This is a genomic window from Phenylobacterium sp. FG114 (genome assembly GCF_057809855.1).
In genome coordinates this window covers 1-15,230 of sequence record NZ_JBMDKU010000018.1, presented here as the reverse complement: position 1 = coordinate 15,230, position 15,230 = coordinate 1, and the positions used below count along the sequence as shown (strand labels likewise).

Sequence of the window (15,230 nt, the reverse complement as noted above, 5' to 3'; positions counted from 1 at the left end):
TATATGCGGCTGGTGACCGAAAAGACCCTCATCCCGGCGTCCCCCAGTGAGGACGACTACGTCCGCCAGGTGTCCACCGCCGAGCCGCCCGCCCTCCTGAGCGAGGCCGACCCGTTCGCGCTGTTCACCGAGTGGTTCGAGGAAGCGGTGCGCAAGGAGCCGAACGACGCCAACGCGATGGCGCTGGCCACCGTGGACGCCGACGGGCTGCCCGACGTGCGGATGGTGCTGCTGAAGGATGTCGATCCGTCCGGCTTCGTCTTCTACACGAACCTGGAGAGCGCCAAGGGCCGCGAGCTGGCGGCCAACCCGAAGGCGGCGCTGCTGTTCCACTGGAAGTCGCTGCGCCGGCAGGTGCGGGTGCGCGGCACGGTGGCGCCCACGACGCCGGACGAGGCCGACGCCTATTTCGCCACCCGGGCGCGGCCGGCCCAGCTGGGCGCCTGGGCCTCGGACCAGTCCCGCACGCTGCCGGACCGGCTGGCGCTGGAGAAGCGGATCGCCGAGGTCGGCCTTCGGTACGGGCTGGGCAAGGTGCCGCGGCCGCCGCACTGGTCGGGCTTCCGGATCGCGCCCACATCGATCGAGTTCTGGCGCGACCGGCCGTTCCGCCTGCATGAGCGCCTGGTGTTCGAGGCGGGCGAGGGCGGCTGGACGACGCGCCGGCTGTTCCCTTGAGCGCCTGGGACCTCGCGCCTCTCGAGGTAGAACTGATGGCCTGGCTGAAGGCGCGGACCGACAAGTCGATCGACACCGCCTGCGCCCACGTCTTCCTCGAATCCACGACCGCCTGGAAGATCAAGCGCCACGCCGACCTGGGTTACGCCAACTTCTCGTCGGCCGAGCACCGGAAGTGGGCGCTGGACCGGGAGCTGGCGTTCAACAAGGCTTCGGCGCCCGACATCTATCGCGCGGTTCGGCGCATCACCCGCGAGCCGGGGGGCGGCTTCGCCATCGACGGGGCGGGCGAGGTGGTCGACCACGTGCTGGAGATGCGCCGGTTCGACGAGACCCAGGTGCTGGCGGCGCGGCCCGACGCGGTGACCGGCGACCTGGCCGAGGCGCTGGGCCGGATGATCGCGGGCTTCCATGCCGAGGCGCCGCTCCGGCCGCAGGGCGGGCTGACCGCGCTCAGCTTCACCGTCGGCTCCAACGCACAGCTTCTGCGCGAGACCTGCCCGGGCCTGGACCCGGACCGCGTCGGGCAGATGATCGCGCTCACCGAGGCGGAACTGGAGCGGCAGGCGCCGGCGCTGGCGCACCGTTCGGCGGCCGGCTTCGCGCGGCGCTGTCACGGCGACCTGCACCTGGGCAACATCCTGCTGGAGAACGGCCAGCCCGTCCTCTTCGACTGCATCGAGTTCAACGACCTGCTGTCGGACCTGGACGTGCAGTACGACCTGGCGTTCCTGCTGATGGACCTGGATTTCCGCGGCCGGCGCGACGCCGCGGTCCGCGCGCTGTCGGGGTACATGGACGCAGCGGCGCGTACTTTCCCGGCCGAGCTATGGGACGGACTGGCCAGCTTGCCCCTGATGCTGTCGGTGCGCGCCGCCGTGCGGGCTCACGTGACGGCGCATTCGGGCGATCCGGCCGCGGCGCGCGCCTATGTGGAGGCCGCCATCGCCCACCTGTCCCCGCCGCCGCCGGTGCTGGCCGCGGTGGGCGGGCTGTCCGGCTCGGGCAAGTCTCACTTCTCGCGCGCCATCGCCCCGCGGCTCGGCGCATCGCCAGGCGCGGTGATCCTGCGCACCGACGAGATCCGCAAGCGCCTCGCCGGCATGGCGCCGACGGAGCCAATGTCGCGGGCCGCCTACACGCCTCAGTCGCAGGGCCGAACCTACGACGAGATGATCGCCAACGCCCGCGCCGTGCTGAAGGCGGGCCAATCGGTGGTGCTGGACGCGACGTTCCTGGACCCTGGCCTGCGGGCGCGGGTGGAGGCCCTTGCGGCCGAATGCGGGACGCCGTTCCGCGGAGCCTGGATGGATGCGCCCGTCGAGGTGCTCGAGGCGCGAGTCGCCGCTCGCACCGGGGACGCTTCGGACGCCACCGTGGCGGTCTTGCGCGACCAGGTCCGCCGCATGCAACAGCCAGTGAGCTGGCCGGTCGTGGACGCGACGGCGCCTACCGACGTGGCGGCGGAGGCCTGGAGGGCCGGCGCCGGTTGACGCTTCCGTTGCGTCCGGGACATCGTCTCTCTAAGCGTGGTCGGTAAGTAACAGCCGATAACTTAGGGGGAATTGATGCTGGGCCTGATGCAGAACTGGCCGTTGACGGTCGACAAGATCCTCGACCACGCCAAGGCCTGGCACGGGGACCGCGAGATCGTCAGCCGTTCGGTCGAGGGGCCGATCGTGCGCACGACCTACGCGGAGGCGCATGCCCGGGCGAAACGGCTGTCGAACGCGCTGAAGGGCCTGGGCGTCCAGCCGGGCGATCGCGTCGCGACCCTGGCCTGGAACACCGCCCGTCACATCGAGGCCTGGTACGGCATCATGGGCATGGGGGCCGTCTGCCACACCCTGAACCCGCGGCTGTTCGCCGAGCAGCTCTGCTACATCATCAACCACGCCGAAGATAAGATCATCTTCACCGACCTCACGTTCGTGGAACTGCTGGGCCAGAACTGGCCAAACGCGCCGTGCGTGAAGCACATCGTGGTGATGACCGACCGCGAGGGCATGAAGGGCGTGAACCTGCCGGGCGCGCTCTGCTACGAGGACCTTATCGAGCAGAACTCGGCCGACTGCGAATGGGGCGGCTTCGACGAGAACACCGCCGCGGGCCTCTGCTACACTTCCGGCACGACGGGCAATCCGAAGGGGGTGCTGTACTCCCACCGCTCCAACTTCCTGCACACCATCATCACCATGACCCGGGACGTGATGAACCTGGGGGCGACGGAGGTCGTGCTGCCGGTGGTGCCGATGTTCCACGCAAACGCCTGGGGCCTGGCGCTGTCCTGCCCCGCGTCGGGCGCGAAGATGGTGATGCCGGGCCAGAAGCTGGACGGGGCCTCGGTGTACGAGCTGATCGAGAGCGAGGGCGTGACGTTCTCGGCGGCCGTTCCGACCGTCTGGCAGATGCTGCTGGCCCATCTGCGCGAGACGAAGGCCCCGCTGACCACGCTGAAGCGGGTGGTGATCGGCGGCTCGGCCGTGCCCGAGGCCATCGTGCGTGGCTTCCGCGACGAGTTCGGGGTGGATGTCACCCATGCCTGGGGCATGACCGAGCTGTCGCCGCTGGGCACCATCTCGGCGCCCAACGCGACGATCGCCGGGATGGACCCGGAGGCGCAGCTCGCCTTCAAGCTGAAGCAGGGCCGCCCGCCGCTGGGCATCGAGATGAAGTTGACGGACGACGCCGGCCAGCGACTGCCGCACGACGGAACGACCTTCGGCAAGCTGAAGGTGAAGGGGCCGTTCGTGGTGCGCGAGTACTTCAAGGGCGAAGGCGGCGACGTCCTGGATCCCGAAGGGTTCTTCGACACTGGCGATGTGGCCACCGTCGACGAGCACGGCTTCATGCAGATCACCGACCGGGCCAAGGACGTGATCAAGTCGGGGGGCGAGTGGATCAGCTCCATCGAGATCGAGAACATCGCCATGGGCCACCCCAAGGCGGCCAACGCGGCGGTGATCGGCGCGGCCCACCCGAAGTGGGACGAGCGGCCGGTGCTGCTGGTGAAGCTGCGCGACGGCCAGCAGGCGACGAAGGACGAGTTCCTGGCGTTCCTGGACGGCAAGATCGCCAAGTGGTGGACGCCGGACGACGTGGTCTTCGTCGACGACATCCCCTTGGGCGCCACCGGCAAGATCGACAAGAAGCTGATCCGCGAGCGGATGAAGCACTACGTGCTGCCCACCGCCAAGGCGAAGGAAACGGCTTAGGCGCGGCGCGATGATCGAGCTGCGCGACGCCGATCCGGCCGAGTACCCGGCGATCATCGAGATGACCAATCGCGCCTTTCGCGACCCGTCCGGGCAGGCGGCGTGGAAGGTCGAGACTCTGGTGGAGGGTCAGCGGATCGACGCCTCGCTGCTGGCCGAAGACATGGCGGCGCCCGGCGCGCGCCTGCTGGTCTGGCGCGAGGCGGACGAGCACATGGGCCACGTGCGGCTAGACGAGGGACCGGATGGCGAATGGTACCTAGCCATGCTGACCGTGCGGCCGGACCGGCAGGACGGCGGCCTGGGCCGCTCGCTGCTGGCCGCCGCCGAGGACTTCGCCCGCACCCGCGGCGGGCGCAGGATGCGGATGACCGTGGTGCACCAGCGCGCAGAACTGCTCGCCTGGTACGAGCGGCGTGGCTACGCTGTGACGGGCGAGACCGAACCGTTCCCCTACGGCGACGACCGCTTCGGGCGACCGACGGCGGAGGGGCTCTATTTCGACGTGCTGGAGAAGGCGCTATAGCGCCGCCGCATGACGACCGACGCGACGGCGCCCTATCACGCGCACATCTATCATGAGGCCGGGCAGCGGGCCGCCTCGGATGCCCTCCAAGCCCGGCTGACCCGGCTCAAGGAGACCGGCGAACTGGCCGACCTGCTGATGGTGGGCAAGCTGCGGGAGGGGCCGGTGGGTCCCCATCCGCTGCCGCAGTTCGAGATCCATTTCCTGCGGCGAGCGCTGCCGGCGATCATGCCCCTGATCGAGGCTTCGGGCCTCCGGGCCCTGGTGCATCCGCTGACCCAGGACGACCTGGCCGACCACACGACGCTCGCGAACTGGATTGGCGGCGGCCCGCTGGACCTGGACCTCTCGGTCATGGACCCCGTCGGCGAAAACAAGGGCGTCCCTCGCTTCGGCAAGGTGGATTTCTAGCTGCCGGACTTCAACCGCCGCTGGCCTTGCGGCGGTCGAGTACGAAGCCGCCCTCGCCGTGGCCGCCCAGGCTGGCCCAGCGAGCCTCCTCGGCCTTGTGGACGTACTGCTCGGCGACGAGCCAGGCCTTCATGGGCGGCAGACAGGCGAGACAGCCGCCGATCAGGGCGGGGAACACCGTGGCGAACTGCAGCCACAGCGGCGGCTGGAACGCGACCACCGCCCAGGCCCAGACGGCCACGACCAGGATCCCGACGCCGCTCATCACGAAGAAGGCCGGGCCGTCGGCCGGCTCGGCGAAGCCGTAGTCCAGGCCGCATTGGTCGCAGGACTTCGCGATCTTGAGGAAGCTCGAGAACAGCTTGCCCTCGCCGCAGCGGGGGCAGCGGCAGCGCAGGCCGGCGCTGAGGGTGGACGGTTCGCAGCCGGTGAGGTCCATCGCATCGTCTCCATACAATGCAGATATTGAACGCATACAATTGATCTATAATGTATGTGTTGGACTCGGGAATCGCAATGGACTCCATGACGCATCCATCCGCCCGCTGGTTGTCGCGGCTGCCGCCGGGACGGGCGGCGATGTACGTCCGGGTGGTGGAGGCGCTGGAAGCGGCGATCCGCGACGGCGAGTTGCAGGCCGGCGACCAGCTTCCGCCTCAGCGGACGGTGGCGGGCCTGCTGGGCGTGGACCTGACGACGATCACCCGCGCCTATGCCGCCGCCCGGGAGCGCGGCCTGATCGAGGGGACGGTGGGCCGGGGCACCTTCGTGCGCGCCCGCGCCGCCGAGGACGAGACGGGGCTGGTCGACCTGTCCATGAACCTGCCGCCCCCGCCGCAGGGTGTGTCGCTGGGGGCGCTGTTGAAGGAAACCACGGCGCAGGTGCTGGCGCGGACCGACCCCGCGACGCTGATGTCCTATCACCCCGGAGGCGGCAGCCTGGGCCAGCGGACTTCGGCGGCGGCGTGGCTGGCTCCCAGCCTGGGTGAGATAGCGCCGGAACGGGTGCTGGTGACGCCGGGCGCCCAGACCGGGCTGGCGGGGACCCTGGCGGCCATAGCGTCGGCAGGCGGGACCACCCTCGTGACCGAGCCGCTGGTCTATCCGGGCGTGCTGACGGCGGCGCGGCAGTTCGGGCTGGAGGTGCTGGTCTGCCCGGCCGATGCCGACGGCCTCGACCCGGAAGCCCTGGCGCGGCTGTGCGCGGCCGAGCGGCCGTCGGCGGTGTACCTGACGCCGACGACGAACAATCCGACCGCCGTGACCATGAGCCCGGACCGCCGTCGCGCGGTGGCCGAGGTCGCCCGCGCGGCGGATTTGTGGATCGTCGAGGACGACCCCTACGCGCGCCTGTTCGACCAGCCGCTGGCGGCGGTCGCGACGCTCGCGCCCGAGCGGACCTTCCACCTGGCGACGCTGTCCAAATGCCTGTCGCCCGGCCTGCGCATCGCCTTCCTGGTCCCACCGCCGGCCCTCGCCGAGCGGACGGCCGAGGCGCTCCGGACCCTCGCGCTGATGCCCCAGCCGCTGATGGCCGCCGTGGTCTCGACCTGGATCCGGGAAGGCGTGGCCGACCGGTTCCTGGCCGGCGTGCGCAAGGAAGCCCGCGCACGCCGGGCTCTCGCCGCCGAGGTGCTGCCGCAGGCGAGGGGAGCCGCCGAGGGCGTCCACGTCTGGCTGGACCTTCCGGCCGACTGGCGCGCCGACCGGGTGCACCGGCTGGCTCAGGAGAAGGGGCTGGCCCTCGTCACCGCCGATGCGTTCGCCGCGGGGCCGGACCATCCCAACGGGTTGCGTATCTCCCTGGGCGGGCCCGGCAAGCAGGCGGTGCTGCGGACGGCGCTGGAGGGCGTCGCGATGCTGGTGGGCGGGACGAGCGCGCCGCGGACGGTGGTTTAGCCCGCGAGGCGGTAGGTGCTCTCGGGCCCCGGCGCGCCGTCCGATCTCAACTGGCCCCGCCGGACGAGGTGGATCATGGCGGCGAGCATCGAGCGCGCGGCGGCAGGATGCAGGCGCGAATCCACATCGGCGTAGAGGCGAGGGACCAGTTCGTTGATGCGGGCGGGACCGGCCTTTAGCGCGTCGAGGATCTGATCCACGCGCTCCTGGCGGTGGGCGATGTAGGCGGCGATGAAGGCGTCCACGTCGCGGATCGGCGGGCCGTGGGTGGGCCAGAGCACGTCGAATTTCCGGGCGCGGATGTCGTCCAGGCTCGCGAGGTAGTCGGTCATGTCGCCGTCGGGCGGGGTGATGACGGTGGTCGACCAGCCCATGATGTGGTCACCGGAGAAGCAGGCGTTCTCCTCGCGCAGGCCATAGCAGATGTGGTTGGAGGTGTGGCCGGGGGTAGGGATGGCGTCCATCGTCCAGCCGCGCCCCAGCACCACGCCGCCGTCGCAGAGGCTGATGTCGGGCCGGAAGTCGTGATCGTGGCCCGCCTCCATCCGGACCTCGCCGGTGTCCTCCGCCTCGTGGCCGGCGACCGCGCAGCCGTAGATCGTCGCCCCGGTGCGCGCCTTGAGCGGCCCGGCCAGCGGCGAGTGGTCGGAGTGATGGTGGGTGATCAGGATGTGGGTGACCTTTTCACCCTCCACCGCCGCCAGGATCGCCTCCAGGTGCGCGGGGTCGTCCGGACCGGGATCGATCACCGCCACCTCGCCGCGGCCGACGATGTAGGCGCCGGTGCCCTTGAAGGTGAACGGACCGGGATTGTTGGCCGTCACCCGCCGGACCAGGGGAGAGACCTGGTCGCAGCGGCCATATTCGATGTCGATCTCGCGGACGTAGGGGATCATCCGCCCAGCACGCCCGACAGGTCGTAACCCGCGTCGCGGCCCAGTCCGACGAGTTGATCGCGTGGGCGGGCGCCCGACGCAGCCTGGCTCAGCGACCAGGTGACGATCGAGCGGGTGCCCGACCGGCAGAAGGCCAGGACCGGCCCGCCGGACTGGGCGACGGCGGTCGCCATCTGCTCGACCTGTTCCGGCGTGGGGCCGCCGCGCACGGGGATGTGGAAGAAGGCCAGGCCGGCGGCCTTGGCGGCGGCTTCCACCTCGGCGGCGGTGGGTTGGCCGGGCTCCTCGCCGTCGGGACGGTTGCTGATCAGGGTCTTGAAACCCTGCCGGGCGGCCTCGGCCACGTCCGAGATGGCGATCTGCGGAGCGGTGGTGAAGTCGTCGGTGACGCGTCGGAAGTCAGGCATCGGATACTCGCAAAACGGCGTTGGGCCTTCGTTGACATCATCGGGGGTGGGTGGAACTTTCGCAACGGGCGGCCCTCGAAAAGGCCGCGAGAGTCGTCTGTGTTCGGGGGCGTTCCACGGCCATGCTGCGATACATCGGCCGCCGCCTGCTGATCGCGATCCCGACGCTGTTCCTGGTGATCACCGCCGCCTTCTTCATGATGCGGGCGGCGCCCGGCAGTCCCTTCGACTCGGATCGCAGGCTGCTGCCCGAGATCGAGGCCAACGTCCTGGCGAAGTACGGGATGAACAAGCCGCTGGGGCAGCAGTACGTGGACTACCTGGCCGGGGTGGCGCGCGGCGACCTGGGCCCTTCGCTGAAGTACCGCGACAAGACCGTGCTCGACATACTGGCCGAGAACTACGAGGTCTCGCTGACACTGGGACTGTCGGCCATCGCCATCGCTTCGGTGGTGGGGGTGAGCCTGGGTGTGCTGGCGGCGCTCCGCCAGAACGGGGCGACCGACCACGCGGTGATGGCGGTGGCGATCCTGGGCGTGTGCATTCCGACCTTCGTCACGGCGCCGCTGCTGGTGCTGGCGCTGGCGTCGAAGCTGGGATGGTTTCCGACGGCGGGCTGGAACGACGGGGCGCTCATCAACATGGTGCTGCCGGTGATCGTGCTGGCCCTGCCGCAGATCGCCATCATTTCGCGGCTGACGCGGGCCGGGATGATCGAGGTGCTGCGGTCGAACTATATCCGCACCGCCCGCGCCAAGGGCCTGCCGGAAGGGCTGATCGTGCGCAAGCACGCGCTGAGGGCCGCGATCCTGCCGCTGGTCAGCTACCTAGGCCCCGCCTGCGCCGGGCTCATCACCGGCTCGCTGGTGGTGGAGAAGATCTTCAACCTGCCCGGCCTGGGGAAGTTCTTCGTCATCAGCGCCCTGCAGCGGGACTACACGGTGGTGATGGGCATGGTGATCTTCTACGCCGCGCTCATCCTGGTGCTGAACCTGGTCGCCGATCTGCTCTACGCGGCGCTGGACCCGCGGGTGAGGCTGGCATGACCCTGCTGGCGAACGACGGGGCCGAACGCCTGCAGGCGGCCGCCGTGAAGGGCCGCAGTCTTTGGGACGACGCCGGCCGTCGGCTCATGGCCAACAAGGCCGCGGTGGCCGGCATGGTGGTGCTGGCGGTGCTGGTGGTGCTGGCGCTGGTCGGCCCTTTCCTCACGCCGTTCGCCTACGACCAGGTCGACAAGGACGACGTCTGGCTGCCGCCGCTGACGGGCGGCCACCTGTTGGGTTCGGACGCCCTGGGGCGCGACCTGCTGGCCAGGCTGCTGACCGGCCTGCGGGTCTCGCTGGCGATCGGCATGGTGGCGACCTTCGTGTCACTGGCGATCGGCGTCGCCTGGGGCGCGGTGGCCGGATACGTGGGCGGCAAGCTGGACGAGGCGATGATGCGCTTCGTCGACGTGCTGTATTCGCTGCCCTTCATCTTCTTCGTCATCCTGCTGATGGTGACGTTCGGTTCCAACATCATCCTGATCTTCGTGGCCATCGGAGCGGTGGAGTGGCTGACCATGAGCCGGATCGTCCGCGGCCAGACCCTGACGCTCAAGAACAAGGAATTCGTGGAGGCCGCGCGCGCGGCCGGCTTGGGCCGCGGCGGCATCATCGCGCGTCATATCGTCCCGAACCTGCTTGGCCCGGTCGTTGTCTATGTGACACTTACGATACCAGCGGTCATTCTGGCCGAGAGCTTCCTGAGCTTCCTGGGATTGGGCGTGCAGCCGCCAATGGCGTCGCTGGGCGCCCTGATCGCCGGGGGAGCCTCGGACATGGAGCTCGCCCCGTGGCTGCTGGTGTTTCCGTCCGTGGTGATGGTGCTGACCTTGATGTGCTTCAACTTCATCGGCGATGGCCTGCGCGACGCCATCGACCCAAGGGACAGGTGATGGCCGCCGGGGGGCAAGCCACATCGTCCGAACAACTGCTGGCCGACGCCGCGGCGGCGATGCGGCGCGGCGACCGCGCGGCGGCGCTGGAGTGCTTGGCGCAGGCCGAAGCGGTGGCGCCCTTCGACCCGCACGTGAAGATGCAGAAGGCGATGATCCATCGCGCGAGCGGCGCCCTGCCGGCGGCGCTGGCCGCGCTGGACGAGGCCCTGACGCTGGAGCCGTACAACTTCCTGGCCCTGCTCTCGAAGGGTGCGCTCGTAGAGAAGCTCTCCGGCGAGCGGCTGGCAGCGCGGGTCTATGAAAACGCGCTGAAGCTGGCCCCGGCCGAAGCGAACCTGCCGCCCAATCTGAAGAGCCCGCTCGCGCGGGCCCGCGCGGTCGTCGAGAAAACACGCTCGGCCTTGGCGAACTATCTGGCCGAACAGGTCGGTCCCCTCGACGCCGCCGGCGGCGAGCTGGCCCGCCAGCGACTGGAGGAGGCGATCGGCGTCTACGCCGGGGTCCGCAAAGTTTACCAGCACGAGCCGCTGCTGCTGCACTATCCGCGTCTGGCGGCGATCCCGTTCTATCCGGACGAACTGTTCCCGTGGCTGCCGCAACTCGAGGCGGCGACATCGGTGATCCAGGCCGAGCTCACGCAGGTTCTGGCGGCGCGGATGGACGCCTTCGCGCCCTATATCGCGTTTCCGCCCGAGGCGCCGGTGAACCAATGGGAGGAGCTGAACCATTCCCTCCGCTGGAGCTCGCTGTTTCTTTGGAAAGATGGCAAGCGACAGGAGGCGGTCTGCGAGGCCTGCCCCAAGACAGCCGAGCTGCTCGCGACCCTGCCGATGGCGCACCAGCCGGGATTCGCGCCGACCGCCATGTTCTCGGCTCTCCAGGCCCGCACCCGCATCCCACCGCATACCGGCTCGACCAATGTGCGGCTGCTGTGCCACCTGCCGCTGATCCTGCCCGGCCCGGCCCGCTTCCGCGTGGGCAACGAGACGCGCGAGTGGGAGATGGGTAAGGCCTGGGTGTTCGACGACACGATCGAGCACGAGGCGTGGAACGACGCCGACGACCTGCGCGTCATCCTCATCTTCGACATCTGGAACCCTTTCCTCGAGCCTGGCGAACGCGAGCGGATCAACGCCATGATGGCCGCGCGGAACGCCTTCTACGCGGGCTAGACTATTCCGCGCGCCGGGCCCGGAAGGCGCCCATGTTGTCGATGCTCATCAGGTAGCTGCCCAGCGAGGCCTGGCGGATCTTCACAGTCATGCCCGGCTTGGGGTTCCGATGCAGGTCATTCGCATCGACCTGGACCCAGACCGCGCCGTCTTCGAGCTTGATCACCCACTTGCCCGCGTTGTTGACGCGCGCCTCGGCGACGACGCCAGCGACGTTCTGGATCTCTTCCTGGGTCTCGCCGCGCTCGAACAGGCTGAGCGAGGGCATCGAGAAGCCGAAGGCCTGGCGGCGCACCTTGCGCGCCTGCTCGCGGTCGACGACGACGATGTCGCCCTTGGCCTCAGCCTGGTCCAGCGCCGCCGTGGCCTGGTCGTAGCACGAGAGGCGGCCGGCCTCGTCGGTGATCTTCCGGCAGTCGACGAGCTTCTGCAGCATGGCCGACCGAGGCTCAGACTTCGGCTGCGCGACCGCCACGCCGGCCGACACCGCCCCTGCGCCCAGGACCGCCGCCAGGAGGACGCCCTTGGTCCACGTCGCACTCGTCTTCATGTCACAGGTCCCGGAAAGCCTCTGGTGCGACTCCTTACGCGGGGTGGCCATGCCTGCGCAACGGCGCCGCCGACCGCCACATCGGCGCACGATTCTTGCCGCGGTCAGGCCGGTCGACCCGCCGCGGCTGTCACAAACCTGGACGAAAGCTTGCCCGTTTTCCCCGTGGGCGGCGCAATCTGTGACCAGAATGCGACAGGTGGGCGCCCGAAACATTGCCGATAGCTAATGTTCGTTGACCGACCAACTCAGACCTTCGTAACTCCAGCGTAACCGGAGGCGGAGCCCGTTTCCGGGACCGATCTCTGTTTGTGGGGAGCGGCCGCCCAAGAGGCAGGACCGCTGGAGGATCAAGACCGTGAAATTCAAGTCCATGCGGGAACGCCTTCTGGCGTCGTCTATGATTTGCGGCGCGGCGCTCCTGGGTCTGTCGACCCAGGCCGCCGCCCAGACCGCCGGGGATGAGATCTCCGAAGTGGTCGTGACGGGTACGCGTATTCCGTCTCCGAACCTGGAAAGCGTCAGCCCGGTCACGGCCGTGAGCGCCGCTGAAATCAAGGCGACGGGCGTGACCCGCGTCGAAGACATGATCAACAGCCTGCCCCAAGCCTTCGCGGCTCAGGGCGCGGCCCTTTCCAACGGTTCGACCGGCACCGCCACCGTCAGCCTCCGCGGCCTCGGCGCCACGCGGACCCAGGTCCTGATCGACGGCCGCCGCCTGATGCCCGGCACGCCGAACACCTCGGGCGGCGCCCTGGCCGCCGACATCAACTTCATCCCCTCGGCCCTGATCGAGCGCGTCGACGTGCTGACCGGCGGCGCCTCGGCCGTGTACGGCGCCGACGCCGTGGGCGGCGTCGTCAACTTCATCATGGCGAAGAATTTCGAGGGCGTGCGGGTCGACACCCAGTACGGCATCTATCAGCACGACAACGGCAACGACGTTGCCGGCGTGACCCAAGCAGCCCAGAACGTCTCGGCCAATCCGCAGTTCTTCCAGCTGCCGAAGAACAACGTGCGCGACGGCGAGATGAGCCAGGTCACCCTGGTGATCGGCGTGAACTCGCCGGACGGCAAGGGCAACGTCACCGCCTACGCCGGTTATCGCCACGTCGAGCCCATCCTGCAGGGCAACCGCGACTTCTCGTCGTGCACCCTGAACTCCGGCGACACCTTCGCCGACGCCGGCTGCGGCGGTTCGGGCACGGCCTTCCCGGCCCGCGTCGGCGCCTACGTCGTCGACCCGGCCGGCCCGGGCAACACCTTCCGCCTGCGCAACGGTACGACCGACGTCTACAACTTCGGTCCGGCGAACTACTACCAACGTCCCGACGACCGCTATGTCCTGGGCGCCTTCGCCAACTACGAAATCAACGAATGGGCCACGGCCTACGCCGACGTGATGTTCATGGACGACACGTCCACGTACCAGATCGCGCCGGGCGGCATCTTCGCCGGCACCTTCTCGGTCAACTGCGCCAACCCGTTCCTGTCGAACCAGCAGCGCGGCCTGCTCGCCGCCACCGCGGCCTCGGGCGGCGGCACCTGCCTCAGCAACCCGGCGGGCACGTTCACCGGCACGGTCTCGCGTCGTAACGTCGAAGGCGGCGGCCGTCAGGGGCGGACGCAGCACCAGCAGTACCGTTACGTGATCGGTATGCGCGGCGACCTGAACGACAACTTCAACTACGACTTCTCGATGCAGTATGGTCGGGTGTCGTTCAACCAGGTCCAGACCGGCTTCTTCCGCACCCCGGCGATCAACCAGGCGCTGAACGTCGTCCAGACCCCGACCGGCCCGCAGTGCGCGGATCCGAGCGGCGGCTGCGTGCCGTACAACATCTTCCAGCTGGGCGGCGTCACTCAGGCGGCCCTCGACTTCCTGGAAACCCCCTCCACGCAGTCGGGCAACCTGTTCGAGCGCGTGGTCAACTTCAACGTGGGCGGCGACCTGACGGACTACGGCATCAAGTCGCCGTGGGCCAACGACGGCGTCGGCATCTCGGTCGGTGCGGAATACCGCCGCGAGCAGCTCGACTTCGCCGCCGACTTCATCTCGTCCTCGGGCCAGCTGAACGGCTCGGGCGGCGCGGCTCCGCCGGTGAACGGCAGCTTCGACGTGTACGAGCTGTTCGGTGAGACGCGTATCCCGATCCTGCAGGACATGGCCCTGGCCAAGAACCTGACCCTGGAACTGGCCTACCGTTACTCGGACTACTCGTCGGTCGGCACCACCTCGACCTACAAGATCGCCGGCGACTGGGAGCCGATCGACGGCCTGCGCCTGCGCGGCGGCTACAACCGCGCCGTCCGTGCGCCGCACGTGCTCGAGCTGTTCAGCCCGCAGAACGTCGTCCTGGACGGTACGCAGGACCCCTGCGCCGGGCTGGCGCCCGGTGACGCGCTGGTGGCCCGTTGCGCCCAGGCCTTCGGCCTGACGCCGACCCAGGTCCTGGCGATCGAGGCGAATCCGGCCAACCAGTACAACGGTCAGACCGGCGGTAACCCGAACCTGGATCCGGAAAAGGCCGACACCTACACCGTCGGCTTCGTGTGGCAGCCGTCGTTCCTGCCGGGCTTCAACGTCTCGGCCGACTGGTTCTACATCAAGGTGAAGGACTTCATCTCGGGCATCGGCGCGGACACGATCATCAACCGCTGCGTCAACACCCTGGATCCGTTCTTCTGTAACCTGGTGCACCGCGACGGTCAGGGCTCGCTGTGGCTGTCGAACGATGGCTACGTGACCGACACCACGCTCAACACCGGCGCCCTGCGCACGAAGGGTGTGGACTTCAACGCCAGCTATCGCACCGACCTGGAAAACTTCGGCATTTCCAACGGCGGCGGCCTGAGCTTCAACTTCGTCGGCACCTGGCTGGACGACCTCTCGGTCCAGAACCTGCCGGGCGACGACTTCTTCAACTGCGCCGGCTACTACGGCACGATCTGCTCGGTCACGGGCGGTCTGTCCTCGCCGAACCCCGAATGGCGCCACAAGGCCCGCGTGACCTGGAGCACGCCGTTTGAATACGGCGACTGGTTCAAGGACTTCTCGCTCAGCCTGCAATGGCGTCACTTCAACAAGGTGAAGCTGGACGCGTACTCGAGCGATCCGCAGCTCAACAATCCGGGCCTGCAATACGCCACGGATAAGACGCTGGCTTCGCGCGATTACTTCGACCTGACCGCCTCGTGGACGATGCGCGACAACCTGAACTTCCGGGCTGGCGTGAACAACATCTTCGACAAGGATCCGCCGCTGAACGGCTCGTCGAACTGCCCGACCGGCCCCTGCAACGGCAACACCTGGCCGCAAATCTATGACGCTTTCGGCCGGTACCTGTTCATCGGCCTGACCGCCGACTTCTAAGTCGACGATCGGACGAAGACCTGAAGGCTGGGGCGGCGGAGCAATCCGCCGCCCCATTCTTTTTGGCCTCGCGCCTGATAGGTTCGCGCGGTGACTACCTGGAACATCGGCACGTACAGCGTGAAGCTCGGCGCAGCGCCGGGGGGGGGGGGGGGGGCGGG

At 68.9% G+C, this 15,230-nt stretch carries 14 protein-coding genes; 10 read left to right on the top strand and 4 right to left on the bottom strand.

Features of this window, described 5'->3' with window-relative positions:
* Positions 1-3 precede the first annotated feature (3 nt).
* From pdxH to ACODSY_RS23255, 5 genes are all read left to right on the top strand, one after another.
* Positions 4-678: a pyridoxamine 5'-phosphate oxidase gene (gene pdxH, locus ACODSY_RS23275; protein WP_488954289.1), complete on the top strand. Its 675-nt coding sequence runs from the start codon at positions 4-6 to the stop codon at positions 676-678.
* The gene (locus tag ACODSY_RS23270; protein ID WP_488954288.1) at positions 675-2,171 is read left to right on the top strand and encodes a bifunctional aminoglycoside phosphotransferase/ATP-binding protein; all 1,497 of its coding nucleotides are present in this window, start codon (positions 675-677) and stop codon (positions 2,169-2,171) included. The genes pdxH and ACODSY_RS23270 overlap by 4 nt, the downstream gene beginning before the upstream one ends.
* A 75-nt stretch (positions 2,172-2,246) precedes the next feature.
* On the top strand, positions 2,247-3,893 hold the full coding sequence (locus ACODSY_RS23265) for a long-chain-fatty-acid--CoA ligase (RefSeq protein ID WP_488954287.1): 1,647 nt from the start codon (positions 2,247-2,249) through the stop codon (positions 3,891-3,893).
* Positions 3,894-3,903: 10 nt separating this feature from the next.
* Complete coding sequence (locus ACODSY_RS23260) at positions 3,904-4,419, top strand: GNAT family N-acetyltransferase (RefSeq protein ID WP_488954286.1); 516 nt, start codon at positions 3,904-3,906, stop codon at positions 4,417-4,419.
* A 9-nt stretch (positions 4,420-4,428) separates the two neighbouring features.
* Positions 4,429-4,830 carry a DOPA 4,5-dioxygenase family protein gene (locus ACODSY_RS23255; protein ID WP_488954285.1) on the top strand — a complete coding sequence of 134 codons (402 nt, stop codon included), beginning with the start codon at positions 4,429-4,431 and terminating at the stop codon, positions 4,828-4,830.
* A gap of 10 nt (positions 4,831-4,840) precedes the next feature.
* On the opposite strand, the gene ACODSY_RS23250 is transcribed toward ACODSY_RS23255, so the two are convergent.
* Positions 4,841-5,269, bottom strand: a complete 429-nt coding sequence (locus ACODSY_RS23250) for a DUF983 domain-containing protein (protein WP_488954284.1) — start codon at positions 5,267-5,269, stop codon at positions 4,841-4,843.
* 86 nt (positions 5,270-5,355) lie between these two features.
* Between ACODSY_RS23250 and ACODSY_RS23245 the strand changes: the two genes are divergently transcribed.
* On the top strand, positions 5,356-6,729 hold the full coding sequence (locus ACODSY_RS23245) for an aminotransferase-like domain-containing protein (protein ID WP_488954283.1): 1,374 nt from the start codon (positions 5,356-5,358) through the stop codon (positions 6,727-6,729).
* Here ACODSY_RS23245 and ACODSY_RS23240 read toward each other — a convergent pair.
* On the bottom strand, positions 6,726-7,625 hold the full coding sequence (locus ACODSY_RS23240; RefSeq protein WP_488954282.1) for an MBL fold metallo-hydrolase: 900 nt from the start codon (positions 7,623-7,625) through the stop codon (positions 6,726-6,728). The genes ACODSY_RS23245 and ACODSY_RS23240 overlap by 4 nt on opposite strands.
* On the bottom strand, positions 7,622-8,032 hold the full coding sequence (locus ACODSY_RS23235) for a TIGR01244 family sulfur transferase (protein ID WP_488954281.1): 411 nt from the start codon (positions 8,030-8,032) through the stop codon (positions 7,622-7,624). The genes ACODSY_RS23240 and ACODSY_RS23235 overlap by 4 nt, the downstream gene beginning before the upstream one ends.
* A gap of 122 nt (positions 8,033-8,154) precedes the next feature.
* On the opposite strand from ACODSY_RS23235, the gene oppB reads away from it, so the two are divergent.
* From oppB to ACODSY_RS23220, 3 genes are read left to right on the top strand one after another with little or no spacing between them, the layout of a single operon-like run.
* Positions 8,155-9,078, top strand: a complete 924-nt coding sequence (gene oppB, locus ACODSY_RS23230) for an oligopeptide ABC transporter permease OppB (RefSeq protein WP_488954280.1) — start codon at positions 8,155-8,157, stop codon at positions 9,076-9,078.
* Positions 9,075-9,971, top strand: coding sequence for an ABC transporter permease (locus tag ACODSY_RS23225; RefSeq protein WP_488954279.1), 897 nt, complete (start codon positions 9,075-9,077; stop codon positions 9,969-9,971). Before oppB ends, ACODSY_RS23225 begins: the two co-directional genes overlap by 4 nt.
* Positions 9,971-11,146 carry an aspartyl/asparaginyl beta-hydroxylase domain-containing protein gene (locus tag ACODSY_RS23220; RefSeq protein ID WP_488954278.1) on the top strand — a complete coding sequence of 392 codons (1,176 nt, stop codon included), beginning with the start codon at positions 9,971-9,973 and terminating at the stop codon, positions 11,144-11,146. The genes ACODSY_RS23225 and ACODSY_RS23220 overlap by 1 nt, the downstream gene beginning before the upstream one ends.
* A gap of 1 nt (position 11,147) precedes the next feature.
* On the opposite strand, the gene ACODSY_RS23215 is transcribed toward ACODSY_RS23220, so the two are convergent.
* Positions 11,148-11,696: a hypothetical protein gene (locus ACODSY_RS23215; RefSeq protein ID WP_488954277.1), complete on the bottom strand. Its 549-nt coding sequence runs from the start codon at positions 11,694-11,696 to the stop codon at positions 11,148-11,150.
* Between the two features lie 358 nt (positions 11,697-12,054).
* On the opposite strand from ACODSY_RS23215, the gene ACODSY_RS23210 reads away from it, so the two are divergent.
* Positions 12,055-15,069, top strand: coding sequence for a TonB-dependent receptor plug domain-containing protein (locus ACODSY_RS23210; RefSeq protein WP_488954276.1), 3,015 nt, complete (start codon positions 12,055-12,057; stop codon positions 15,067-15,069).
* Positions 15,070-15,230 lie beyond the last annotated feature (161 nt).